This window comes from Affinundibacterium flavidum (assembly GCF_014284175.1).
Taxonomy (GTDB): Bacteria; Pseudomonadota; Gammaproteobacteria; order Burkholderiales; family Burkholderiaceae_D; genus Undibacterium; species Undibacterium flavidum.
Genome location: NZ_JACOGA010000009.1, coordinates 174096 through 198012, shown reverse-complemented (window position 1 = coordinate 198012; position 23917 = coordinate 174096). Strand labels below are relative to the sequence as shown.

The following is a 23917-nucleotide window of genomic DNA, read 5'->3' as shown; positions in this document are numbered from 1 at the left end:
GATCTGCAAAGATCATCTAAGTGTCTCATAAGTCGGAGATTAGGTTTGAACCTTACAAGAAATCAAAAGTTTCCTTCAACATCATAAAAAAACCCCAATAGCTGGTGACCAACTATTGGGGTTCAGATCATCGACCATGAAAGTCGATGCCGTTTTTCTCAACGAAGCAATTGAATTACAGTGCGCCGTATGAATGCAAACCAGACAAGAACATATTCACGCCGAGGAAAGCAAAAGTCGTCACCAGCAAGCCGATTACTGCCCACCACGCCGCAACCTGACCGCGCAATCCTTTCATCAAACGCATGTGTAGCCATGCGGCATAATTTAACCAGACGATCAAGGCCCAGGTTTCTTTCGGATCCCATGACCAATAGCCGCCCCATGCCTCAGCCGCCCATAAAGCCCCCAGAATCGTGGCAATCGTGAAGAATGCGAAGCCGACGGCAATCGCCTTATACATGACGTCGTCCAGCACTTCCAAACTCGGCAAGCGATCTTGCAACATCCCTTTTGATTTAAACAGGTACGCCACACCGACCATCGCCGCTAAAGAAAACGTGCCGTAACCAATAAAGTTTGCCGGTACGTGTATCTTCATCCACCAACTCTGCAAGGCTGGTACCAAAGGCTGAATATCGGCTGCATCACGACTCACGGTGTACCACAACAAAAATCCCACTGCAGCAGAAATGACCAGCAAAACAAAAGCGCCCAACTGACGTGTGCCATAACTTTGCTCGTAATACAGATAGAACAAAGCTGTAATCATCGAGAACAAAATGAATACTTCGTACAAATTGGAAACAGGAATATGACCAACATCGGCACCTATCAAATACGATTCATACCAGCGCACTAATAAACCGGTAAAGCCCATGATCACCGCCGCCCAGCATAAACCGGAACCAACTGACGCACCAAAATCAGAACGCGCAATTAAACCGCCCCAGTAGAACAAAGTCGACAACACGAAGAAAGTGCTCATCCACAAAATCGCCGACTGGCTCGACAATAAATATTTCAAGAAGAACTTCTTATTCGCCAAATCTAAAGAGCCTGCGTATTGCGAGATCGCAAATAAAGATAAAACTGCCAACACGATCATCAAAGCACGCACCGGCTTCCAATTCCACCCCAATACAGCGAAGGTTGGCGCGCTTAAGAGCAAAATCGCCTCTTCATAAATGTCCATATGCGCACCATACATCTTGAAGGCATATAGGGCACCCGCACTCAACATGAGCGCATATAGCCAATCAAAAGCGCCTAAACGCTTCCAATAACTTTGATAGGTCAGACTAGTTTCCATACATATCCTGTGTGAATAATTTTTAATACTTTATACACCAATCGCGAGTTGCTTCAGATTGAGGAGTCAACTGATTTGCCCGGCGTCGAATCCGTCGCTGTCGCTTGCGGTCTCAACTGCAGCTTCAGTTGCAGCTTCAGTTGCTCGAACTCTTTCTCAAAATCGAGCGTCTTGCGCTGTGAACTCAATGCCATCAAAACCTGACTTCCAGCGTCATCTTGCTTAATCCATAACCATAAACGACGTTCGCGAATGTAGAACATAGCGAACACCCCGATCACGAGGAACAAACAGCCAAGATACACCACATTCTGTCCCGGTGCCCGCGTTACCTGGAACACCGAAGCTTTGATCTCTTCAAAGCCTGTCATTTGCAAATAAACAGGCGCACCGTAGAAAAATGCATCCGACAGCGCTGAAGTAGCTTGCTGCAAGAATAGTGCCCGCTTTTCGGTCAACTCCAACACAGGCAAACCATCTTTCACGCGTGCCAATTGCCACAGGTCCCACATGCTGCCATTCAAAATTTTCATGAATATTTCGGCGGTTCTGGATTGTTCAGCTTCGGGAATTTTTTTTAAGAACCCGTTAATTGCACTAAGCCCAACTAACTTATCTTCACCTTCCCCTGCAAAAATCGCTAAACCTTTCTTAGCAGAAGTGGCTAACTGTGTTTGCATTGCTGCCGCACTGGTGGCAGGCAAAGCGCGTTTCGCGTAGGCCTCTGCCGCGCGTTCACGTAATTCAGGATTGGCTAAAGCGGCACGCAAACGCATCCATTCATCTAACTTATCGTTTTCGTCTGCAGGAATTCTCAAATAACGGAATTGCTCATTCGGAGAGTCTCGCGCACCTGCCAAAAATACCCAATTACCTTCTAACAAAATTGGCTGCATGTAGTTATTGAATTCACGTGCCTGCCCTGTTTTATCCCGCAATTTATATTGCATACTTGGGCCTACATTTTTCAGATCTTTATTATTCGCGTTTTTGGCGGCGGAACCTGAATGTTTATCCAAATCTGCAGTCAGTTGCTGTGTAAAATTTTTATCTGGATTCACTGCACGTAAATCTTGTCCATCACGTGCCAAATTTTCCACGTTAAATGGCCGGAATGCAGTCCACTCTATCGTGTATTCGCCACGGCCACTGGTCTGCTCCAAGGTCAAAGGGTTTGATCCGCCCATTTTGGCATCAATCGGAAACTGGTGCGCATTCGCACCCGCCATCGCATGTGCTTTAATTTGTAATTTACTGCCGCCGTCATCAAAACTAGACTGGAAAACCGCATAGCCTTTGTACAGCAGAGGATGATTGACTTTCACCGTTGCAGGGAAACTCTTGCCAGTTTCGTGATCCTTGATCACTACATCGCTGGCAAATAATTTAGGCATGCCTGTCGAATAGAAATCGATGTTGAATTTTTTCAGCTCTATCGTGAATGGTAAGTCTTGCAATAACACGCCTTTGGTTTGTGGAATCACCGCGGTGTTCCCACTCATGCCTTCAGGGATAGCAATATTGCCGCGAAAGGTTGGGTTCGCTAAGGACAGCTTGTGTTTTTCAGGTATTTGCGAAATCAATACGCCACTGCCTTCAAATGGCACTTTGCCACCGAACCAGGTCTGGAAACGTATCGCCAAGTCAGAATCCAGCAAACCGCCAATACAAATCACTACGATCGCGGCATGCGCAAAAATATAGCCCCATTTATTGCCAGCACCTTGTTTCGCAGCGATCAACGTTGCATTATCTTTTTGTACAATTTTGAATTGATAGCCTAGCCGCTTGATTTGCGAGCTCAGTTGAGTCGTCAAGAGCTCCTTGTTCGATTCGCTACTCCACTCCGCTTTATGATGAAAATTACGCAAAGATTGTTCACGTACGTTTTCACGCCAACTCCGCATATCTTTCAACATTTTGGGTGCATTGCGAATCAGACACAAACTGGTGGATAGCACCAAGAAACCCATAATCGTCAAGAACCACCAGGCCGAATACAGTGAATATAAGCTCAGATGTTGAAACACTTCAAACCAAAATGGCCCCAATTGATTCACATAATTGGGCAAGGGTTCATTTTGCTTCAGTACTGTCCCGATGATCGACGAGATCGCGATAATCGTGAGTAAGCTGATCGCAAAACGCATAGACGATAGCAACTCAACTGTGTGCGCCAACCACAGACGTTGCGTCTTAATTTCCAGACCAGAAGTATTGGTTTCGAGTTCCATACATTTCCAAAAGCAAAAAGGGGATGGCATTTGCCACCCCCTCCGTTAATCATGTTGCTTGTATTGAATGATGTGCTTATTTCAAACCAGCGACATAATCAGCAACTGCTTTAATTTCTTCATCCGACATACGTTTAGCAATTGTTACCATTTGTGGACTGTTCTTACGCGCACCTGTGCGGAAGTTAGTCAATTGCGCAATCGTGTAATCCTGATGTTGACCAGCAATACGTGGGAATTGCGCAGGAATACCAGCACCGTTCGGGCTATGGCAACCAGCACATGCAGCAACATTTTTCTCTGCGATACCAGCGCGGTAGATCGTTTCACCCAATTTCACAATATCTTTATTTTTTGCTGCGCCAGCTTTTGGTTTCTGTACAGCCAAGAAAGCTGCAACATTTTTCATATCGTCTGCAGTCATCAACTTAGAAAAAGTTGTCATCACCGCGTTATTACGTGCTGGGCCAGTGAAATCTGTCAATTGCTTGACGATGTAAGCTTCGTGCTGACCGGATAATTTTGGATTCACACTAATAGTCGAATTACCAGCAGCACCATGACAGGATACGCAAGCAACGATACTGCGCGCTGCATCACCGTTGGTGTACAAGGCTTCACCTTTAGCCGCATCAGCTTTTGCTGGTTTGGCTGCATGTTCGTTTGCAGAAGCAACAGAAACGAGTGAAGATGCCGCTAAGGCAAGAATGCTGAGAGACTTGGAAAAGGATAAAAATGCACGATTCATTCAAACACCTTGAGACTAAAAATTGGAAATCGATTCTATTGACATGCCAGAAAAGCAAAAAGCGTACGGAACCTGCAATGAAGTCATGAAGCCCACGTAGCTAACCCCTTATTGTACAATAGCTTTAGTGGAAATGTTGAGCTATTCCAAGTCAATTGACGTAAGGAAACCTCATATTTCGGGCTAAAACCGCTCGTTTTACCCCTATTTTTTGCATTTTTTTGCACCATCCCTTTTAGATTGGCCCCCATTTATGTCTATCCTTTGGCAAGCGCGCTTCTTTACCACTGTCAATCACCTGCGCGATCTCCCGACTTTGCCCGTGCCAGAAGTGGCCTTTGCGGGTCGTTCAAATGCGGGCAAATCGACCGCAATCAATATCCTCTGCAATCAGAAAAAACTGTGCTTTGCATCCAAAACACCGGGGCGCACTCAGCACATTAACTTTTTCTCAATTGGTGGTGCGCATGTAGGACAACATCGTAAAGATGAAACGCGTCAAGATGAGATTCGTGCCTTGCTAGTAGATTTGCCAGGATATGGTTACGCCGAAGTTCCGGGTGCTGCCAAAAACCATTGGAACGTCTTACTCGGCAACTATGTACAAACGCGCGATCAATTGGCCGCTTTGATTTTGATCATGGATTCACGTCGTCCATTCACGGATCTGGACAAACAAATGCTAGAGTGGTTCGCTCCAACGGGACGTCCTATTCATTGTTTGTTGACTAAGGCTGATAAATTAAATCGAAATGATGCAACCAATGCATTACGTCTGGCACAAAATATTTTGGCAAGTTACGTTGATGCGAATGGCACGCCCTATCCATTTACTGCACAATTATTTTCAGCGTTGAATCGTACCGGGATTGAAGAAGCAGATGCCAAAATTCGTGAATTGACTGGCTTAGATGTATTGCCAACAGTAGCCGCATTAGACGACAGTGAGGATGCTGGCGCTCCGCAATAAAAAAAACCCCAGTACTTTGCGGTACTGGGGAAAAAATACGCCAATCGAATGGGAACAAGTGGCGCCCGCTTAGGGAGGACCAGCGGTAAGCGTAATGCCTAATCCTAAGAGCCAAATTCGTAAGAAAAGTTTCATTAACCTCGAGAATTTTTTTATTTCATATGTCCACTACACTTTCCGCCCAATTTCCGCACTTGCGTATGCGTCGCATGCGCCGTGATACTTTTTCTCGCAACCTGATGCGTGAAAATCATGTGACTGCCTCCGATTTAATTTACCCGGTCTTCTTGGTCGATGGTAATAATAGAGTGGAAACAATTGCCTCTATGCCTGGTGTAGAACGCATGAGTTTAGATAAGTTATTAGAGGTTGCGGATGACTGCGTCGCCTTAGGTATTCCAGTGCTAGCCTTATTTCCCTCCATTGATAATCACTTAAAAACGGATGATGGTGTAGAAGCGACCAATCCCGATGGCTTAATTCCGCGCGCGATTCGTGCTCTCAAAGCGCGTTGCCCAGAGCTTGGCATTTTGACCGATATCGCTTTAGATCCATACACCAGTCACGGTCAAGATGGTTTGATCAATGAGGATGGTTATGTGCTCAATGATGAAACTACAGAAATGTTGGTCAGACAAGCGCTTACACATGCCGCAGCCGGAGCCGACATCGTTGCGCCCAGCGATATGATGGATGGCAGAATTGGCGCAATCCGTAGCGCCTTAGAAGAGCAAGGATTTATCTATACCCGCATCATGGCTTACTCGGCAAAATATGCGTCTGCATTTTATGGCCCGTTCCGCGATGCGGTTGGTTCAGCCGGCAATCTCGGTAAAAGCAATAAAGCAAATTACCAAATGGATCCAGCCAATAGCGATGAAGCCCTGCGTGAAGTTGCTTTAGATTTAGCCGAAGGTGCGGACATGGTGATGGTGAAACCTGGCATGCCTTACCTCGACATCGTGCGTCGTGTGAAAGATGAATTCAAAGTACCGACCTTCGCTTATCAAGTTAGTGGCGAATATGCGATGATCAAAGCCGCTGCGCAAAATGGCTGGCTCGATCATGACAAAACAATGATGGAAGCGATACTCGCATTTAAGCGTGCGGGAGCCGATGGAATATTGACTTACTTCGCCCGCGACATTGCACGTTTGCTAAAATGAATAAGCGCAAGTCGACCCAAATCAACATAAATCAGATCAAACCAATGGAATGGCTTAGTTTGTAAAACATGGATATTTTCTTCATCAGCGAATCACAGGTCACACTCAATGCACTAGCCGATACCAAGGACCACGGTCTGATTGGCGACGGCGAAAACGATCAGCTTGATGAAGCACCAGGTTTTCGATGGATAGATTGTACGCACGACGAAGTTGCTTGTGATACCGATGTCTGGCGCGATCAGATTGAAAACCTAACGGGTATCCGCGTTTACGATTTACATGTAAAAGACATCTGCAACCTAAGCCATCCATCCTACTTTGATGCCACCCAAGATTACGAGCTAGTCGTCTTTCAAAAGTTAGCCTTAAATGGTGAAGCGAATACTACGGTCGAAGTAAATAAAAAGAAAATCCCAGCAGCCTTGCATCGTTTGCAAACGCAGCCTGTTTCTTTTCTTTTGCTAGGCAATACGCTAGTCACAATTCGCGCCACACAAAGTCGCACCATAGAAGGCATGCGCACACGCCTACTCAATTACAAGCCCAAAGATGGCAATAACCTGAGCAGTCGCTTGCCAGCATCACCCGAAGATCTAATGCTGCGTTTATTAAACTTGATGGTGGATCAGTATCTCGATTTGCGTCAGCCTTTGACCAATCAATTGGATCGTTGGCAGCATGCATTACTTGATCCACGCAAGCCATTTAATAACTGGGTTGCCCTACTCGATTCCCGCGTTGAATTACGCAAGCTCGAACATCTGTGTGAAGAACAATACGACGCGATACAAGAATTACGCGATCATTTTGTGGATACTTATGATGCCAAAGGTGGCGAGCTTAGCCGCGCCAAAGATTTGTTATTAGTGCGCACAAATGACGTGATGGAACATATTAATCGTGTCTTAAATCATACGCGCAGATTAGAAGCATCATTGGAATCTTCCGTGCAAATTCATTTCGCGGCAGTCGCGCATAAGACCAGTGAAATCATGCGACTCTTGACCGTGATTACCGCGCTGTTTATGCCTTTGACTTTAATCACCGGCATCTTTGGTATGAACTTTACTAAGATGCCTTGGATTAATGAAGAAACTGGTTTTAAATGGACTATAGGCTTAATGGGTCTGTCGGTATTATTGTTTCTCGTTGCGATCGGACTACAAAGCTTTATCAGAAATCGCGGACAACGCTCCGACAGTTGATCGTTTAAGCGCATATCAATCCTACACAAATCTACAGGCATGCATACACATAGCTTTCTCTGGCACGACTATGAAACCTTTGGTTCTCAGGCCAGACGGGATCGACCTGCGCAATTTGCCGCGATACGTACCGATGCAGATTTGAATGAAATCGGCGAACCTATCAATATTTTTTGTAAGCCTGCGAATGATTTTTTACCTGACCCGCAGTCTTGCTTAATCACACACATCACGCCGCAACAATGTCTGGAGCAAGGCTTACCAGAACATGAATTTGCAGCGCAGATAGAACGCGCATTGGCGGCCACGGGCACCATAGGCGTGGGCTATAACACGATACGTTTTGACGATGAGATTACGCGCTTTATGTTTTGGCGCAACTTGATCGATCCGTATGCGCGTGAATGGCAAAATCAATGTGGTCGCTGGGATATTATGGACATAGTGCGTACCACTTACGCGTTGCGGCCAGAAGGCATCAATTGGCCTGTAAACGACGAGGGAAAACCTAGCTTTAGGCTCGAACATTTAACGGCAGCAAATGGCATTTCTCATACTGCTGCACATGATGCCTTATCTGACGTACGCGCTACAGTCGCTTTAGCAAAACTAATCAAAGATAAGCAACCCAAGCTGTTTGATTTTTGTTTCGCATTACATAAGAAAGACAGAGTTGCTACTGAGATCGGCTTGCCCTTACTGGGCAAACCATTTCTACACATCTCTGGCATGTTCAGCACAGAGCGCGGCTGTCTTGCAGTGATGTGGCCTTTAGCCATACATCCGACCAATAAAAATGAAGTGATCGCCTGGGATTTGCAATTTGATCCTAGCGAATTACAGCATTTGGATGTCGCCACGATACAGCAACGCATGTTCAGTAAAACGGCGGATTTACCTGAGGGTGTATCGCGCTTGCCGGTGAAGAGCATACATCTGAACAAATCGCCTATCGTGATTGGCAATCTGAAAACGCTCAGCAGTGAAATGGCGGCGCGTTGGAACATCGATATGCAGCAAATAATGGCACACGCTGAAGTCGCACAAAACATGCAGGCAACTCTCAGTCTGCAGCTATGGGAACAAGTCTATGCGCGCCCAGGCTTCGAGGCTGTCGATGTGGATGAAGATTTATATGGTGGATTTATCAGCGGTGCAGATAGAAAAATATTGAATGATTTACGTCAAATGAATCCACAACAATTGGCAAACGCGCATCCGCATTTTAATGATCAACGCTTAAGCGAATTATTGTTCCGTTACCGTGCGCGTAACTTCCCCGAATCACTCAGCAATGACGAGAAGGCCGCATGGGAAGAACACCGCGTGGCACGATTGTTGGACGGCGAAGCGAATGCCCGCACTGTCGACATGTATTTCAACGAGATTGATCAACTCTCTGAATCGGCCGATGAAAGTGCGGAAGAAATTCTTGGTGCGCTTTATGATTATGCCGAATTAGTAGTGCCCGTTCGCTAAGACGAAAAAAAAGCTGACTTGGTATAGAACTATGCCAGCTTTGATGCACACGTCAGCCTAAAGAGGTCGACTGACTCATTAGGCTGACTGTCTCATTTCGGCTTCTGCAAAGAGCCCAAAAATTTATCCGCATTTTGATAACCAATGACGCGCGTATTTGCTATTTCTTTTCCTTCCGCACCAAAGAAAATAATTCCCGGTGGCCCGAATAAGCCAAAGCGTTTCAATAGCGCTTTATCATCGGCATTATTCGCAGTGACATCGACTTGCAGCAACAACATCTGATCCAACTGCGCTTTGACTCTGGGCTCGACAAAAGTCAGTTTTTCCATCTCTTTACACGACACACACCAATCTGCATAAAAATCTAGCATCGCGAGCTTGCCTTTGGATTGTGCCAACACAGCATCCAATTCTGCGGAAGATTTAACACGTTGAAACTTCACATGTTGTACTTGACCAGTAAGGTGTGCAATCGGTGCCAAGGCATCACGTCCACCAGTCACTACTCCAACAAGTTGCGTGCCACCAGCCAGCATACAGAGAATGGCAATTAATTTAGAAAATACTTTACCGTGGTAGAAAACCAACTGATAAATCCCGTATCCAAGCAACAAAATCGCCCAGGCACTCATCTGCACCACAGGTGGTAAAACTGGCGATACCATCCAAATTGCCATCGCCAACATCAATACACCGAAGAAGCGCTTAATCTGCTCCATCCACACACCAGCACGCGGTAACAAACTACCTGCGGAAATACCTACCAACAGTAAAGGGACACCCATGCCCATCGCCAATGAAAACAAAGCAGTGCCGCCCACCACAACATTTTTAGTCTGGCTAATATAGACCAATGCACCAGCTAAAGGTGCGGCCACGCACGGTCCCACAATCAAGGCAGAAATCGCTCCCATCAAAAACACACCAGCCATTTTTCCATTACGCTGACCTTCGGAAAAATAGGTCAGTCGTGTTTGAATCGCTCCCGGCATTTGTAACTGATAAACCCCAAACATCGACAGCGACAATGCAATCATCAAAAGTGCAAATGCTGAAAGCACCCACGGGTTTTGCAGCGCAGCCGATAAGCCCTCGCCCAACAAACCAGCCGCCACGCCCAAACTGGTGTAGACCAAGGCCATGCCTAATACGTAACTCAACGACAGAAAGAAGCCACGACTACGCTTTACGGCGGCACCTTCACCAACAATAATGAATGAAAGTATTGGCACCATAGGCAATACGCAAGGTGTCAGCGACAAGCCTAAGCCAAGTACCAAAAACAAAGGAATGATCAAACTTAAACGACCACTTTTTAAAGCGTCAGCGATGCTTGATTGTTCGCCACTTTCTTGGACAGTCTGTGGCGTTGCAACTGGTACTGTTCCAACATTTGCGGCGATATCTGCCAGGACCACAGGCAAGTTCAATTCCATAGGTGGATAGCATAAACCCGCTTCCGCACAGCCTTGCAATTCCAATTTCAATTGAAAATCAGAGGCAGCCTTCACAGGTATCAGCACGACCAATTCATGATGATAAGTTTCCACATCCTTTTGAAAGGTTTCATCGAATTTGACTTTACCGGTGGGAAGTTGAATCGCCCCCAACTCGGCACCTTGTGCAGCGAATTTTAAGCGCTCGCGATAAAGATAATAGCCATCTGCGATGGTGTAAGTAATGCGCACCTGATCGCTGCTTACCATCTGCACCTTGACTTGGAATGCCTTCTCGGGCTCCAGGAAGTCTTCTGCCTTTGCCATCGATACGAACAGCATCAAAGCAATTAACAACCCTACAAGTAGCCTTAAATAGGAACTCTGCAGAGATAGTGAATGCAAGTTATCACGCATCAATGGCAAACCGGGAAAAGATTTCATAGCTCTCTTTGAAATTTAAAACATTGGCTTTCTGATTCGACCAGGTCAATATGGTTCATTTTAATCAAAGCCAACAGACCGACGGCCAGATTCACCATCTTAACGGAATACTGAAACCGACGTCAGCGAAGCAAATTTTGACTGGCAACAAGACTCGATTACTAAGACCAATATCAACGATTCTCCAAGGTAGGAAGAGATTCAACTCATCGCTATCCAAACAATCACCCGATAGAAATAAAAAAGCCGTTCATTTTACTGAACGGCTTCTTATTTCAGAACTGCTAATTACAACTTAGCTTATTCGTCAACTGTTGGTGCATCTGCAGCGTCAGAGACTTCTGGACGATCCAACAATTCTACATAGGCCATAGGCGCATTGTCACCAACGCGGAAACCCATTTTCAAAATACGCAGGTAACCACCATTGCGATTTGCAAAACGTGGACCCAATTCAGCGAACAATTTTTGAACGATTTCACGATCGCGCAAACGGTTGAATGCCAAACGCTTGTTTGCCAATGTGTCTGTTTTACCCAAAGTCAAAATTGGCTCAACAACGCGGCGCAATTCTTTTGCTTTTGGCAAAGTTGTTTTGATTGCTTCGTGGCGCAACAGGGAAACTGTCATATTGCGCAACATTGCTAAACGGTGGGATGATGTACGATTCAGCTTACGTAAGCCGTGACGATGACGCATGGTACTTCCTTTCGATTGTTTAAAATTTCCAGTTCTTCTATCGTCAAACCATTTGACGCGGACCGGTAATGTTCTTACTACGCACTACAAATAAAACATCGGGTCAAACAAGTCGACCCGACGCCAAAATTACTTCTCTAAACCAGCTGGAGGCCAGTTTTCTAACTTCATGCCCAAAGACAAACCACGGGAAGCCAATACTTCTTTGATTTCATTCAAAGATTTGCGACCCAAGTTTGGTGTCTTCAACAATTCGTTTTCGCTACGTTGGATCAAATCACCAATGTAGTAAATATTTTCTGCTTTCAGGCAGTTTGCTGAACGTACTGTCAATTCCAAATCATCGACTGGACGCAACAAGACTGGATCAACAGCAGGTGCACGTGATGGTGCTTCTGCCGCTGCTTCTGTGCCTTCCAATGCGGCAAATACGTGCAATTGATCGACTAATACGCGAGCAGATTGACGAATTGCTTCTTCTGGAGTGATCACACCATTTGTTTCGATGTTGATGATCAACTTGTCCAAATCCGTACGTTGTTCAACGCGAGCAGATTCAACAGAGTAAGAAACACGACGTACTGGAGAGAAAGACGCATCCAAAATGATACGACCAATTGTTTTGTTCGCATCTTCAGACAAACGACGTACGTTACCAGGAACGTAGCCACGGCCTTTTTCTACTTTGATTTGCATGTCCAATTTGCCGCCAGCGGTCAAATTAGCAATCACGTGATCTGGATTAATCAGTTCTACGTTATGTGGCAAATCGATGTCGGAAGCCAAGACTGCGCCTTCGCCTTCTTTCTTCAAAGTCAAAGTAACTTCATCACGTTCGTGCAACTTGAAGACTACGCCTTTCAAGTTCAACAAAATATCCACGACGTCTTCTTGCACGCCATCGAGAGTTGAATATTCATGCACAACACCGGCGATCGTCACTTCAGTTGGCGCGTAACCAACCATAGAAGACAATAAAACGCGGCGTAGAGAGTTACCGAGTGTATGACCGAAACCACGTTCAAATGGCTCCATCACTACTTTTGCTGAGCCAGGGCCCAACATTTCAACGTCGATAATACGAGGCTTAAACAGATTGTTTTGCATTATTTGTCCTTTTCAATACCCTCGGCTCGTTACACCGATAAGGCTGATGGCAAAAAGAAAAAAGCCTGCCCATCGCAAAATGAGCAGGCGGTGAAACTTAATATTAACGTGAGTACAATTCAACGATCAAAGATTCGTTGACATCGTGAGCGATGTCGCTACGATCAGGCATAGCCTTGAAAGTACCTTCCATTTTCTTGGAGTCTACAGACACCCAAGATGGCATACCAATTTGTTCTGCCAAAGACAAGGCTTCAACGATACGCACTTGTTTTTTGGATTTTTCACGAACAGCAATAACGTCACCAGCTTTAACTTGGTAAGAAGCGATATTCACTACGCCGCCATTAACTGTGAATGCTTTGTGGCTAACCAACTGACGCGCTTCAGCACGTGTGGAGCCGAAACCCATACGATATGCAACGTTGTCCAAACGGGATTCCAACAATTTCAACAAAGTTTCGCCAGTATTACCTTTTTGACGATCAGCTTCTGCGAAATAACGACGGAATTGACGCTCTAACACGCCGTACATACGTTTAACTTTTTGTTTTTCACGCAATTGATTACCGAAGTCAGATGTACGTGCGCCAGATTTCGCGCCGTGTTGACCTGGTTTTACGTCTAATTTGCATTTTGAATCCAAAGAGCGACGTGCGCTTTTCAGGAACAGATCCGTGCCTTCGCGACGGGATAATTTTGCTTTAGGTCCGATATAACGTGCCACAATAATTTCCTTTAAAAATGACGTAAGTGCCGTTAGACAACCTACGCTAGTCTGATCTACTCGCAATCAGACAGTGGTCTTATTAAATAAAAAATCGAATAAGAAAAATAAAATCGTATCAAAAATACGAAAGACAAAACCCACCAAATGAATTGGCGGGCTGCATTCTAACATGATTGTTAGAATTATCCAAAGCTTAGCCTAGGCTAAGCAATGAATTAGATACGACGACGCTTTGGAGGGCGGCAGCCGTTGTGTGGTACTGGCGTAACGTCTTGGATCAAGGAGATCTTGATACCCAAATTATTCAAAGCACGCACAGAAGATTCACGGCCTGGACCTGGACCTTTGATGCGAACTTCGAGGTTTTTGATACCGCACTCAACCGCAACTTTACCTGCTGCTTCCGCTGCAACCTGAGCCGCGAAAGGAGTAGATTTACGTGAGCCTTTAAAACCTTGACCACCAGCTGTTGCCCAAGACAATGCATTGCCTTGACGATCAGTGATCGTGATGATGGTGTTGTTGAAAGATGCGTGAACGTGTGCGATACCTTCAGCAACATTTTTCTTAACTTTTTTACGAGCGCGTGCTGCCGCTGCGTTATTTTGTGCTTTTGCCATAATTGGTTCCTTGAATCCAGTTGATCAACTACGCTGGATTATTTTTTCAATGATTGCGCTGCTTTACGTGGGCCCTTACGTGTACGTGCATTCGTACGTGTACGTTGACCACGAACAGGCAAACCTTTGCGATGACGCAGACCGCGGTAGCAGCCTAAGTCCATCAAACGCTTGATGTTCATCGAGATTTCACGACGAAGATCACCTTCAACAACGTATTTTGCAATACTGTCGCGAAGCTTTTCTAACTCGTTGTCGTCCAGATCTTTGACCTTTTTAGTTGTCAATACACCCGTTGCTGCACAGATATCTGCTGCGCGTGGGCCGCCAATACCATAGATTGCTTGTAAGCCAATTACGGTATGCTGATGATTTGGGATATTAACCCCTGCTATACGTGCCATTCGTTATTCCTCGTTCAATAACGTTAATTAACCTTGGCGCTGTTTATGGCGTGGTTCTGTGCAAATAACACGAACAACACCTTTGCGCTTGATGATCTTGCAGTTGCGGCAAATCCGCTTAACTGATGCGAGAACTTTCATTTTTGCCCTCTTCCCTTCTAGTTCAATTTAATTTACTTGGTCCTGAACACAATACGTGCTCGGCTCAAATCATAAGGCGTCAATTCTACTGTCACCTTATCACCAGGAAGAATGCGGATATAGTTCATTCGCATTTTTCCTGAAATATGGCCAAGCACAACATGCCCATTTTCCAACTTAACTCGAAATGTTGCATTCGGAAGATTCTCTAGAATCTCTCCCTGCATCTGTATAACGTCGTCTTTTGCCATTCGATCTGCTGTTCCTTTGGTGTGCTTACCGTGAAGGTATGCCGCCCTTGAAATTTGCTTTACGAAGAAGCGATTCGTATTGCTGTGACATTACGTAATTCTGCACTTGAGCCATAAAGTCCATGGTCACCACCACAATAATCAACAGCGATGTGCCGCCGAAATAAAATGGTACTTTCCAATGAGCGATCAGCAATTCTGGTAACAAGCAAACTAATGCAATGTAGACCGCGCCAATCAAAGTCAAACGCATCAAAATCTTGTCGATATAACGGGATGTTTGATCACCTGGACGAATCCCTGGGACAAAAGCACCACTCTTCTTCAAATTATCTGCAGTCTCTTTGCTGTTAAATACCAGCGCAGTGTAGAAGAAGCAGAAGAAAATAATCGTTACAGCGTACAACAATGCATGAACAGGTTCACCAGTTGTCAGCGAACTTGCTAAATCTTGCAAGAACCGGACAAATCCAGAATCCTGATCTTGCGCTCCCTTTGCAAACATGCCAGTAATCGTGGCAGGCAGCATAATAATAGAAGAGGCAAAGATCGGAGGAATTACACCTGCCATATTCAACTTGAGTGGCAAATGACTGCTTTGACCACCATAAACTTTATTGCCAACCTGACGCTTCGCATAGTTGACCAGAATCTTACGTTGGCCGCGTTCTACGAACACCACCAGATAAGTAACTGCAGCAACCATCACGCAAATAATCAACGCGGAAAACGCTTGCATAGAACCGGTACGAACTAATTCGAACAAACCTGCTAATGCACCTGGCAAGCCAGCGACGATACCTGCAAAAATGATGATAGAAATACCGTTACCTAAACCGCGCTCAGTGATTTGTTCACCTAACCACATTAGGAACATCGTACCAGTTACCAAAGTAACGACAGTAGTAAATCTAAACGCCATTCCAGGATCTAACACCAAACCTGCTTGCGTTTCCAAACCAAAAGCAATGAAGAAAGCTTGCACCACACCGAGTACCAAAGTACCGTAACGTGTGTATTGAGTAATCTTACGACGACCCGACTCGCCTTCTTTCTTCAGTGCTTCCAGCTGCGGGGACACAACTGACATCAACTGCATAATAATAGAGGCAGAAATGTAAGGCGTAATTCCCAGCGCCAAAATTGTGAAGCGAGACAAAGCACCACCAGAGAACATGTTAAACATACCCAAAATACCATTTTGGTTTTGCTTAAACAAATCTTCTAATACCTTTGGATCAATTCCAGGAACAGGTATATGTGCGCCTATCCTATATACAACCAGTGCTGCTAGCAAAAACCACAGTCTTCCCCAAGGAAAACCACTTGCAGCACTTTTAGTTTGTTGAGGAGATGTTGCCAATGTTTGCTCCTGTTATGACTTAATTAAGCAGATGCTTTAGCTTTAGCAGGTAATTTCTTAACCACTGGTGCAATCACTAATTCAGTCACTGTTCCGCCAGCAGCTTCGATCGCAGCTTTAGCACCTTTGGTGACGATTAAGCCATTCAAAGTTACTTTTTTAGTGATCTCGCCTGACAAAATCACGCGAACAACGCGTGCCAATTCAGAAACGACACCAGCTTGCTTCAATGCCAAAACGTCGATTTCTGTGACTGGCAAACTTTCCAGGTCAGACAAACGAACTTCTGCTTTGTAAGGCGTTGCCAAAGATTTAAAACCACGCTTAGGCAAACGACGTTGCAAAGGCATTTGACCGCCTTCGAAACCGACTTTATGAAAGCCGCCTGTACGAGATTTTTGACCTTTATGACCACGACCCGCTGTTTTACCGATACCAGAACCGATACCGCGACCAACACGACGTTTGTAGTGTTTAGCGCCATCAGCTGGTTGGATTGTATTTAATTCCATAATTTGCTCCGATCGTCAACCCAAGGGCTTACGATACAACCTTCACAAGATACGAGACTTTATTGATCATACCGCGCACTGCTGGTGTGTCTTGCAATTCAGAAACTGAATTTACGCGACGCAGACCTAAGCCGCGCACAGTAGCACGATGTGACTCGCGCGTACCGATCAAACCCTTGACCAATTGTACTTTAACTGTAGTTGTCATTTCGCTCACCTTAGCCCAAAATTTCTTCAACGGACTTACCGCGCTTTGCAGCGATATCGGAAGGCGTACTCATTTTCGACAAACCGTTCAAAGTTGCACGAACCATGTTGTATGGATTAGTAGAGCCATTTGACTTAGCAACTACATTCACCACACCCAACACTTCGAAAATCGCGCGCATTGGACCACCAGCAATAACGCCAGTACCTTCTTTAGCAGGCATCATCATGACTGATGAGGCGCCGTGCTTACCAGTCACTGCATGTTGCAATGTACCGTTTTTCAAAGTTACTTTAATCATTTTGCGGCGGGCTTCTTCCATCGCTTTTTGTACGGCTACTGGAACTTCTTTCGACTTTCCTTTACCCATACCGATGCGACCATCACCATCACCAACGACTGTCAGTGCTGCGAAACCCATGATACGACCACCCTTAACCACTTTGGTTACACGGTTGATCGCGATCATTTTTTCGCGCATGCCATCATCCGGCTTGTCGGCTGCTGTTTTTGCTTGCATTTTTGCCATGACAATATTCCTTAGAACTTCAAGCCGGCTTCACGCGCGGCTTCTGCCAACGCCTTCACACGACCGTGGTAACGAAAACCGGAGCGATCAAACGCGACTTCGGTAACTCCTGCTTTCAATGCTTTTTCCGCAACGCGCTTACCAATCAAAGTGGCTGCCGCAGCATTACCACCGTGCTTAGATGCCGCTGCCAATTCTGCACGCACTTCAGCTTCCACTGTAGAAGCAGATGCCAATACTTTGGAATCTGCATCAATGATGCTGGCGTAGATATGCAGGTTCGTACGGTGCACAGATAAACGTGTGACCTTGAGCTCTGCGATCTTGGCACGGGTTTGAGTCGCGCGGCGCAGACGTGATTGTTTCTTATCCATCGTCTAACCCCTATTACTTCTTCTTGGTTTCTTTAATCACAACCACTTCGTCCGCGTAGCGGACACCCTTGCCTTTATAAGGCTCTGGGCTGCGGTATGCACGAACTTCTGCTGCGACCTGACCAACTTGCTGCTTATTCACACCTTTGATGAGAATTTCAGTTGGAGTTGGTGTTGCACATGTCACGCCAGCTGGCATGTCATGAACGACAGGATGAGAAAAACCCAAGGAGAGATTCAACTTGTCGCCTTGCGCTTGCGCTTTATAACCAACGCCGACGAGGTTCAACTTCTTCTCAAAACCTTTAGTAACACCGTTAACCATGTTATTAACCAAGGCACGCAAGGTACCAGTCATAGCATTAGCTTCACGGCTGTCATTTGCGGGTTTGAAATTCAGGACACCACTTTCGTTAGCGATTGTCACTAAGCCGTTTAAGCTTTGTGTCAACACGCCCATTGGACCTTTTACTGTAATCGCCGCTGCTGAGATTGCAACTTCTGCACCTGCTGGCAACGCGATTGGCATTTTACCTACTCGAGACATCTTGCACTCCTTAGGCGACGTAGCAAATAACTTCGCCACCGACACCGGTTGCGCGCGCTTTGCGGTCAGTCATAACGCCCTTAGGTGTGGACACGATGGCCACGCCCAAACCGTTCATCACACTTGGGATCTCGTCTTTACCTTTGTAAATACGGAGACCTGGACGTGAAACACGTTCCAAGCGTTCGATAACAGGACGTCCTGCATAATATTTCAAACCGATTTTCAATTCAGATTTACCAGCAGCGTCAACTACTGCGAAATCCTCAATGTAGCCTTCGTCCTTCAGTACGTTTGCAATTGCAACTTTTACCTTAGAGGACGGCATCGCGACGGCAGTCTTTTGAACAACTTGCGCGTTACGGATGCGGGTCAGCATATCGGCGATAGGATCGCTCATACTCATTGCTTATTCTCCTATTACCAGCTAGCTTTAGTCATACCCGGGATTTCACCACGCATGGCGAATTCACGGACTTTAATACGGCCCAAACCGAACTTACGGAATGTGCCACGTGGACGACCTGTCAAAGCGCAGCGATTGCGCTGACGAGTCGGATTAGAATTACGTGGCAATGCCTGCAACTTCAAACGAGCTAAATATTGCTCTTCTGGAGTTTTTGATTGGTCATCAATGATGGCCTTCAATTCGGCGCGTTTGCCAGCGAATTTCTTCACCAAATCTGCACGCTTTTGCTCACGATTAATCAGTGCCAATTTTGCCATGGCGACCTCAGTTTCTGAACGGAAATTTAAATGCGGCGAGAAGCGCTTTTGCTTCTTCGTCGGTCTTAGCTGTCGTAGTAATACTGATATTCATACCACGCAACGCGTCAATCTTGTCGTACTCGATCTCAGGGAAAATGATCTGTTCCTTAACACCGATATTGTAGTTACCACGACCGTCAAATGCGCGGCCAGATACACCACGGAAGTCACGAACGCGTGGCAAAGCCACAGTCACGAAACGATCCAAGAATTCGTACATATGATTACCACGCAGGGTGACCATACAACCGATTGGATAGCCTTCGCGGATTTTGAAACCAGCGATCGCTTTACGTGCCTTAGTTACGACAGGTTTTTGACCTGCAATCTTCGTCAAATCGCCAACTGCGTGCTCGATAATTTTCTTATCAGCAATCGCTTCGGACAAACCCATATTCAGGGTGATCTTCAAGATGCGAGGAACTTCCATTGGTGATTTGTAAGAGAATTTCTCAGTCAAATCAGCAACGATTTTTTCTTTATATAATGCTTGTAGACGGGCCATGACTTTATGCCTTCACAACTTCGCCAGTAGATTTATAAACGCGGACTTTTTTGCCATCCACATCTTTAAAACCTACACGGTCTGCTTTACCAGATGCAGCATTAAATAACGCAACATTGGAAACATGAATCGGCATCAATTTATCAACGATGCCACCAACTGCTCCAGTCATTGGGTTAGGCTTAGTTGCTTTTTTGGCAACATTAACGCCTACAACAACAACGTAATTCGCATCAACGCATTGCTGCACTTGACCACGTTTACCTTTGTCTTTACCCGTCAAGACGATGACTTCGTCGTTTTTACGAATCTTATTCATCACGACTCCTTACAGCACTTCTGGAGCAAGCGAAACGATCTTCATGAAACGCTCAGTACGCAATTCGCGCGTTACTGGGCCGAAAATACGAGTTCCGATAGGCTCAAGTTTTGCATTTAACAACACTGCAGCATTGCCGTCGAACTTTACCAAAGAGCCATCTTGACGACGAACACCTTTAGCAGTGCGAACTACAACTGCATTGTAAATTTCACCTTTTTTTACGCGACCGCGTGGAGCAGCAGACTTGACTGTTACCTTGATAACATCACCGATCCCTGCATAACGACGCTTAGAGCCACCCAATACTTTAATGCACAAAACTTCACGCGCACCAGTATTGTCAGCCACTTCTAGCCGGCTTTCTGTTTGAATCATATTGTTCTCTTTCCCAACTTAATCCACACAATCCGCACATTGCAAATCTGTAGTCAGTCTTGGTCCCGCCAGCCAACTCTTTTATTGTCAGACGCCTTAGAAGCACAAATAACAATGCACGAGTCAACCGATTAGGTGGACGATTTTTTAACCACTCTCAAATTACTAGCCTGAGAGACATTTAAGCTGTCATTTGCAAGCTTTGCAAATGACAGCCCATCATTATTACATCAAAAAACGATTACTGCAACAACTATTATAAAACTGGCGCAACTTGTACAACGCGAGTCAATGTCCAAGCTTTAGTTTTAGAGATTGGACGACCTTCTTGAATCTCGACTGTATCACCGGCTTTTGCTTGGTTAGCTTCATCGTGTGCATGGTATTTCGCTGTACGCACAATGATCTTACCGTACAAAGGATGTTTAACGTGACGCTCAACTAATACTGTCACTGTCTTGTCCATCTTGTCGGAGACAACTTTGCCAATCAATGTGCGCTTCAGTGCAACCTTTACTGGTACATTCGCTTGATCGTTCATTATTTGGCATCCTTCTGATTCATGACTGTTTTAACTCTGGCGATGTCACGACGAACTTTTTTGAGTTGCGAAGTGTTATTCAACTGTTGCGTAGCGATTTGCATACGCAGGCTGAATTGTGCCTTCAACAAATCATTCAATTCTTTCGTCAAAGCTGCGGAGTCTTTGCCTTGGAGTTCAGATACTTTCATTTACAACTCCCTATTAAGTGCCGACTTGACGTACGACAAACGTTGTCAACAATGGTAATTTAGCAGCTGCTAAGCGGAAAGCTTCGCGTGCCAGCGCTTCATCAACGCCATCCATCTCGTACAACATTTTGCCTGGTTGAATCTCGGCTACGTAGTACTCTGGATTACCTTTACCATTACCCATACGAACTTCAGCTGGTTTCTGAGAAATTGGCTTATCTGGGAAAATACGGATCCAGATACGGCCACCACGTTTGATATGACGAGTCATAGCGCGACGTGCCGCTTCAATTTGACGTGCAGTAATACGGCCACGTGCAATTGATTTCAAACCAAATTCACCGAAAGAAACTGCTGTGCCACGGTCATGGGATATACCCTTGTTGCGGCCTTTTTGTTCCTTACGATATTTTCTGCGTGCTGGTTGCAGCATGATTATTCTCCTGCTTTCTCAGCTGGTGCCGCTGCGCCGTCAGCTGCTTTCGTGCGAACACGTTTAGCTGCTGGAGCTGCTGCTGTACCAGTTGGAGTTTGACCTTCAGGGCGCTTTGCACGTGGACGGCTATTTGGCTTGCCATCTTCGCGACGTGGGCCACGACGTTTTTTGTCGTCTTCTGGTGTGGATTCGATTACAGGAGCGTCGCCATTAGCTAAACGATCACCTTTGTAAACCCAAACTTTAACGCCAATAATACCGTATGTCGTAGATGCTTCACTTGTACCGTAATCGATATCGGCGCGCAAAGTATGCAGAGGCACACGGCCTTCGCGATACCATTCTTTACGAGCAATTTCGATACCATTCAAACGACCACTAGACATGATCTTGATACCCTTAGCACCCAGACGCATTGCGTTTTGCATCGCACGTTTCATCGCGCGGCGGAACATAATACGTTTTTCGAGCTGCTGAGAGATAGAATCAGCGATCAATTGAGCATCGATTTCTGGCTTACGAATTTCTTCGATATTTACGTGCACAGGCACGCCCATGATCTTTGCCAAATCCGCTTTCAAGGATTCGATATCTTCGCCTTTTTTACCAATCACAACGCCTGGACGGGAGCTGTAAATAGTAATACGTGCATTTTTTGCTGGACGCTCAATAGTGATACGACCTACTGATGCATTTTTCAGTTTCTTTTTCAGGTATTCACGTACTTTGATATCTTCATTGAGCATAGTGGCAAAGTTACCATTGCCAGCATACCAACGTGAAGACCAATTACGTGTTACCGCTAAACGGAAACCGGTTGGATGTATCTTCTGTCCCATCGTGACTCCTTAGTTACCAACAGTCACATAAATGTGACAGGATTGTTTAGAGATACGATCACCACGACCTTTTGCGCGCGCTGTAAAGCGTTTGAGAATTGGTCCTTTTTCGACATAAATCGTCGTAACTTTCAATTCATCGATATCGGCACCATCATTGTGCTCGGCATTAGCAATTGCTGATTCCAAGACTTTCTTAATGATAGTCGCGCCTTTTTTCGGACTGAAGGCTAAGATGTTTAATGCTTGATCGACTTTCTTACCACGGATCAAGTCTGCTACCAAGCGACCTTTTTGCTCGGACAGACGTACACCCTTCAATATTGCTTTGGTTTCCATATTATCTCTTCGCTTTCTTATCCGCGATATGACCTTTAAATGTGCGAGTCAATGCGAATTCGCCCAATTTATGGCCTACCATGTTTTCAGAAACGTACACTGGTACGTGCTGCTTACCATTGTGTACAGCGATAGTCAGACCGATGAAATCAGGCATGATTGTCGAACGACGTGACCAAGTCTTAATTGGTTTTTTGTCTTTATTTGCTTGCGCAGCTTCGACTTTCTTTACCAAATGGGCGTCGCAAAACGGCCCTTTTTTAGCTGAACGTGTCATGTGTTACCCCTTATTTCTTGCCACGGCGTGAAACGATCATGGAAGTCGTACGCTTGTTGCGACGTGTCTTCTTACCCTTAGTTTGCTGACCCCATGGAGAAACTGGATGACGTCCTGCTGCTGTCTTACCTTCACCACCACCGTGTGGGTGATCGATAGGATTCATGACAACACCGCGAACTGTCGGGCGTACACCGCGCCAACGCATCGCACCAGCTTTACCAATTTTACGGAGGTTATGCTCACCGTTACCGACTTCACCGATAGTTGCACGGCATTCGATATGGATACGACGAACTTCACCAGAGCGCAAACGCACTTGAGCGTATGTACCTTCGCGAGCCATCAACACCACACCAGCACCAGCAGTACGAGCGATCTGCGCACCCTTGCCTGGCAACATTTCTACGCAATGCATAGTTGTACCGACTGGGATATTGCGGATTGGCAAGCAGTTACCAGATTTGATCGGCGCTTGTGAGCCGTTCATGACCTGATCACCAGCAGCCATACCTTTGGATGCAATGATGTATGCACGTTCACCATCCGCGTAGCACAACAAAGCAATGTGCGCTGTACGGTTAGGATCGTATTCAATGCGTTCAACTTTCGCAGGAATACCATCTTTAGAACGCTTAAAATCGACTAAACGATAGTGCTGCTTATGACCACCGCCGATATGGCGTGTAGTGATATGACCATTGTTGTTACGGCCAGCAGTTTTATTTTTCTTTTCCAACAAAGCAGCAAACGGACGACCTTTATGCAGACCTTCAGTTACCACTTTAACCATACCACGACGGCCTGGTGAGGTTGGCTTCATCTTAACGAGTGCCATG

Annotated in this window: 33 protein-coding genes; 4 read left to right on the top strand and 29 right to left on the bottom strand. The window is 45.7% G+C overall.

The genetic code is table 11. The features are described 5' to 3' along the window. Window positions 1-175 precede the first annotated feature (175 nt). The 3 genes from ccsB to H8K55_RS11360 all read right to left on the bottom strand — a co-directional run bounded on the left by ccsB (window position 176) and on the right by H8K55_RS11360 (window position 4294). On the bottom strand, window positions 176-1312 hold the full coding sequence (ccsB, locus tag H8K55_RS11370; RefSeq protein ID WP_186942189.1) for a c-type cytochrome biogenesis protein CcsB: 1137 nt from the start codon (window positions 1310-1312) through the stop codon (window positions 176-178). A gap of 53 nt (window positions 1313-1365) precedes the next feature. Continuing rightward, window positions 1366-3546, bottom strand: a complete 2181-nt coding sequence (locus tag H8K55_RS11365) for a cytochrome c biogenesis protein ResB (RefSeq protein WP_186942188.1) — start codon at window positions 3544-3546, stop codon at window positions 1366-1368. 76 nt (window positions 3547-3622) lie between these two features. After that, the gene (locus H8K55_RS11360) at window positions 3623-4294 is read right to left on the bottom strand and encodes a c-type cytochrome (protein ID WP_186942187.1); all 672 of its coding nucleotides are present in this window, start codon (window positions 4292-4294) and stop codon (window positions 3623-3625) included. Between the two features lie 253 nt (window positions 4295-4547). On the opposite strand from H8K55_RS11360, the gene yihA reads away from it, so the two are divergent. From yihA to sbcB, 4 genes are all read left to right on the top strand, one after another. Further along, complete coding sequence (yihA, locus tag H8K55_RS11355) at window positions 4548-5264, top strand: ribosome biogenesis GTP-binding protein YihA/YsxC (RefSeq protein ID WP_186942186.1); 717 nt, start codon at window positions 4548-4550, stop codon at window positions 5262-5264. A 161-nt stretch (window positions 5265-5425) separates the two neighbouring features. Then, the gene (hemB, locus tag H8K55_RS11350) at window positions 5426-6430 is read left to right on the top strand and encodes a porphobilinogen synthase (protein ID WP_186942185.1); all 1005 of its coding nucleotides are present in this window, start codon (window positions 5426-5428) and stop codon (window positions 6428-6430) included. A 68-nt stretch (window positions 6431-6498) separates the two neighbouring features. Next, window positions 6499-7638: a magnesium transporter CorA family protein gene (locus tag H8K55_RS11345; RefSeq protein WP_186942184.1), complete on the top strand. Its 1140-nt coding sequence runs from the start codon at window positions 6499-6501 to the stop codon at window positions 7636-7638. 39 nt (window positions 7639-7677) lie between these two features. Next, on the top strand, window positions 7678-9117 hold the full coding sequence (gene sbcB / locus H8K55_RS11340; protein WP_186942183.1) for an exodeoxyribonuclease I: 1440 nt from the start codon (window positions 7678-7680) through the stop codon (window positions 9115-9117). A gap of 92 nt (window positions 9118-9209) precedes the next feature. Here the strand turns inward: sbcB and dsbD are convergent, their stop codons facing one another. The 26 genes from dsbD to rplB form a co-directional block, all read right to left on the bottom strand. Then, window positions 9210-11000, bottom strand: coding sequence for a protein-disulfide reductase DsbD (gene dsbD, locus H8K55_RS11335; RefSeq protein WP_268978001.1), 1791 nt, complete (start codon window positions 10998-11000; stop codon window positions 9210-9212). Window positions 11001-11300: 300 nt separating this feature from the next. Continuing rightward, window positions 11301-11699, bottom strand: coding sequence for a 50S ribosomal protein L17 (rplQ, locus tag H8K55_RS11330; RefSeq protein ID WP_186892604.1), 399 nt, complete (start codon window positions 11697-11699; stop codon window positions 11301-11303). A 129-nt stretch (window positions 11700-11828) separates the two neighbouring features. Then, complete coding sequence (locus tag H8K55_RS11325) at window positions 11829-12806, bottom strand: DNA-directed RNA polymerase subunit alpha (RefSeq protein ID WP_186892603.1); 978 nt, start codon at window positions 12804-12806, stop codon at window positions 11829-11831. A gap of 103 nt (window positions 12807-12909) precedes the next feature. After that, entirely contained in the window at window positions 12910-13533 is a 624-nt protein-coding gene (gene rpsD, locus H8K55_RS11320; protein WP_186942182.1) for a 30S ribosomal protein S4, read from the bottom strand. Window positions 13534-13751: 218 nt separating this feature from the next. Beyond that, window positions 13752-14156: a 30S ribosomal protein S11 gene (gene rpsK / locus H8K55_RS11315; protein ID WP_186892601.1), complete on the bottom strand. Its 405-nt coding sequence runs from the start codon at window positions 14154-14156 to the stop codon at window positions 13752-13754. Window positions 14157-14194: 38 nt separating this feature from the next. Next, window positions 14195-14560 carry a 30S ribosomal protein S13 gene (rpsM, locus tag H8K55_RS11310; protein WP_186892600.1) on the bottom strand — a complete coding sequence of 122 codons (366 nt, stop codon included), beginning with the start codon at window positions 14558-14560 and terminating at the stop codon, window positions 14195-14197. A 27-nt stretch (window positions 14561-14587) separates the two neighbouring features. Then, entirely contained in the window at window positions 14588-14701 is a 114-nt protein-coding gene (gene rpmJ / locus H8K55_RS11305; RefSeq protein WP_014004415.1) for a 50S ribosomal protein L36, read from the bottom strand. A 32-nt stretch (window positions 14702-14733) separates the two neighbouring features. After that, a complete protein-coding gene (gene infA / locus H8K55_RS11300) occupies window positions 14734-14952 on the bottom strand; it encodes a translation initiation factor IF-1 (protein WP_005663428.1) in 219 nt (72 codons plus the stop codon). A 25-nt stretch (window positions 14953-14977) separates the two neighbouring features. Beyond that, the gene (secY, locus tag H8K55_RS11295; RefSeq protein WP_186942181.1) at window positions 14978-16315 is read right to left on the bottom strand and encodes a preprotein translocase subunit SecY; all 1338 of its coding nucleotides are present in this window, start codon (window positions 16313-16315) and stop codon (window positions 14978-14980) included. Between the two features lie 23 nt (window positions 16316-16338). Next, window positions 16339-16827, bottom strand: a complete 489-nt coding sequence (gene rplO / locus H8K55_RS11290; protein ID WP_186892598.1) for a 50S ribosomal protein L15 — start codon at window positions 16825-16827, stop codon at window positions 16339-16341. A gap of 28 nt (window positions 16828-16855) precedes the next feature. Next, a complete protein-coding gene (gene rpmD, locus H8K55_RS11285; protein ID WP_186892597.1) occupies window positions 16856-17035 on the bottom strand; it encodes a 50S ribosomal protein L30 in 180 nt (59 codons plus the stop codon). 10 nt (window positions 17036-17045) lie between these two features. Next, window positions 17046-17564, bottom strand: a complete 519-nt coding sequence (gene rpsE, locus H8K55_RS11280) for a 30S ribosomal protein S5 (protein ID WP_186892596.1) — start codon at window positions 17562-17564, stop codon at window positions 17046-17048. A gap of 11 nt (window positions 17565-17575) precedes the next feature. Continuing rightward, the gene (rplR, locus tag H8K55_RS11275; protein WP_186892595.1) at window positions 17576-17938 is read right to left on the bottom strand and encodes a 50S ribosomal protein L18; all 363 of its coding nucleotides are present in this window, start codon (window positions 17936-17938) and stop codon (window positions 17576-17578) included. Between the two features lie 13 nt (window positions 17939-17951). Further along, window positions 17952-18485, bottom strand: coding sequence for a 50S ribosomal protein L6 (gene rplF, locus H8K55_RS11270; RefSeq protein WP_186921443.1), 534 nt, complete (start codon window positions 18483-18485; stop codon window positions 17952-17954). 10 nt (window positions 18486-18495) lie between these two features. Then, complete coding sequence (gene rpsH, locus H8K55_RS11265) at window positions 18496-18891, bottom strand: 30S ribosomal protein S8 (protein WP_186892593.1); 396 nt, start codon at window positions 18889-18891, stop codon at window positions 18496-18498. A gap of 14 nt (window positions 18892-18905) precedes the next feature. Beyond that, complete coding sequence (rpsN, locus tag H8K55_RS11260; protein WP_186892592.1) at window positions 18906-19211, bottom strand: 30S ribosomal protein S14; 306 nt, start codon at window positions 19209-19211, stop codon at window positions 18906-18908. A 7-nt stretch (window positions 19212-19218) separates the two neighbouring features. After that, window positions 19219-19758 (bottom strand): 50S ribosomal protein L5, encoded by a 540-nt coding sequence (rplE, locus tag H8K55_RS11255; RefSeq protein ID WP_186892591.1) that lies wholly within the window; start codon window positions 19756-19758, stop codon window positions 19219-19221. A gap of 4 nt (window positions 19759-19762) precedes the next feature. After that, window positions 19763-20077: a 50S ribosomal protein L24 gene (gene rplX, locus H8K55_RS11250; protein ID WP_186942180.1), complete on the bottom strand. Its 315-nt coding sequence runs from the start codon at window positions 20075-20077 to the stop codon at window positions 19763-19765. 9 nt (window positions 20078-20086) lie between these two features. Next, window positions 20087-20455, bottom strand: a complete 369-nt coding sequence (rplN, locus tag H8K55_RS11245; protein ID WP_006464924.1) for a 50S ribosomal protein L14 — start codon at window positions 20453-20455, stop codon at window positions 20087-20089. Between the two features lie 256 nt (window positions 20456-20711). Further along, window positions 20712-20996, bottom strand: coding sequence for a 30S ribosomal protein S17 (rpsQ, locus tag H8K55_RS11240; protein ID WP_186942179.1), 285 nt, complete (start codon window positions 20994-20996; stop codon window positions 20712-20714). Further along, window positions 20996-21187 (bottom strand): 50S ribosomal protein L29, encoded by a 192-nt coding sequence (rpmC, locus tag H8K55_RS11235; RefSeq protein ID WP_186892588.1) that lies wholly within the window; start codon window positions 21185-21187, stop codon window positions 20996-20998. Before rpmC ends, rpsQ begins: the two co-directional genes overlap by 1 nt. Before the next feature lie 13 nt (window positions 21188-21200). Continuing rightward, window positions 21201-21620 (bottom strand): 50S ribosomal protein L16, encoded by a 420-nt coding sequence (gene rplP, locus H8K55_RS11230; protein WP_186892587.1) that lies wholly within the window; start codon window positions 21618-21620, stop codon window positions 21201-21203. 2 nt (window positions 21621-21622) lie between these two features. Beyond that, entirely contained in the window at window positions 21623-22462 is an 840-nt protein-coding gene (rpsC, locus tag H8K55_RS11225; protein ID WP_186892586.1) for a 30S ribosomal protein S3, read from the bottom strand. 9 nt (window positions 22463-22471) lie between these two features. After that, entirely contained in the window at window positions 22472-22801 is a 330-nt protein-coding gene (gene rplV, locus H8K55_RS11220) for a 50S ribosomal protein L22 (RefSeq protein WP_186892585.1), read from the bottom strand. 1 nt (window position 22802) lies between these two features. After that, a complete protein-coding gene (gene rpsS, locus H8K55_RS11215) occupies window positions 22803-23078 on the bottom strand; it encodes a 30S ribosomal protein S19 (RefSeq protein ID WP_186892584.1) in 276 nt (91 codons plus the stop codon). Between the two features lie 10 nt (window positions 23079-23088). After that, a complete protein-coding gene (rplB, locus tag H8K55_RS11210; RefSeq protein ID WP_186892583.1) occupies window positions 23089-23916 on the bottom strand; it encodes a 50S ribosomal protein L2 in 828 nt (275 codons plus the stop codon). Window position 23917 lies beyond the last annotated feature (1 nt).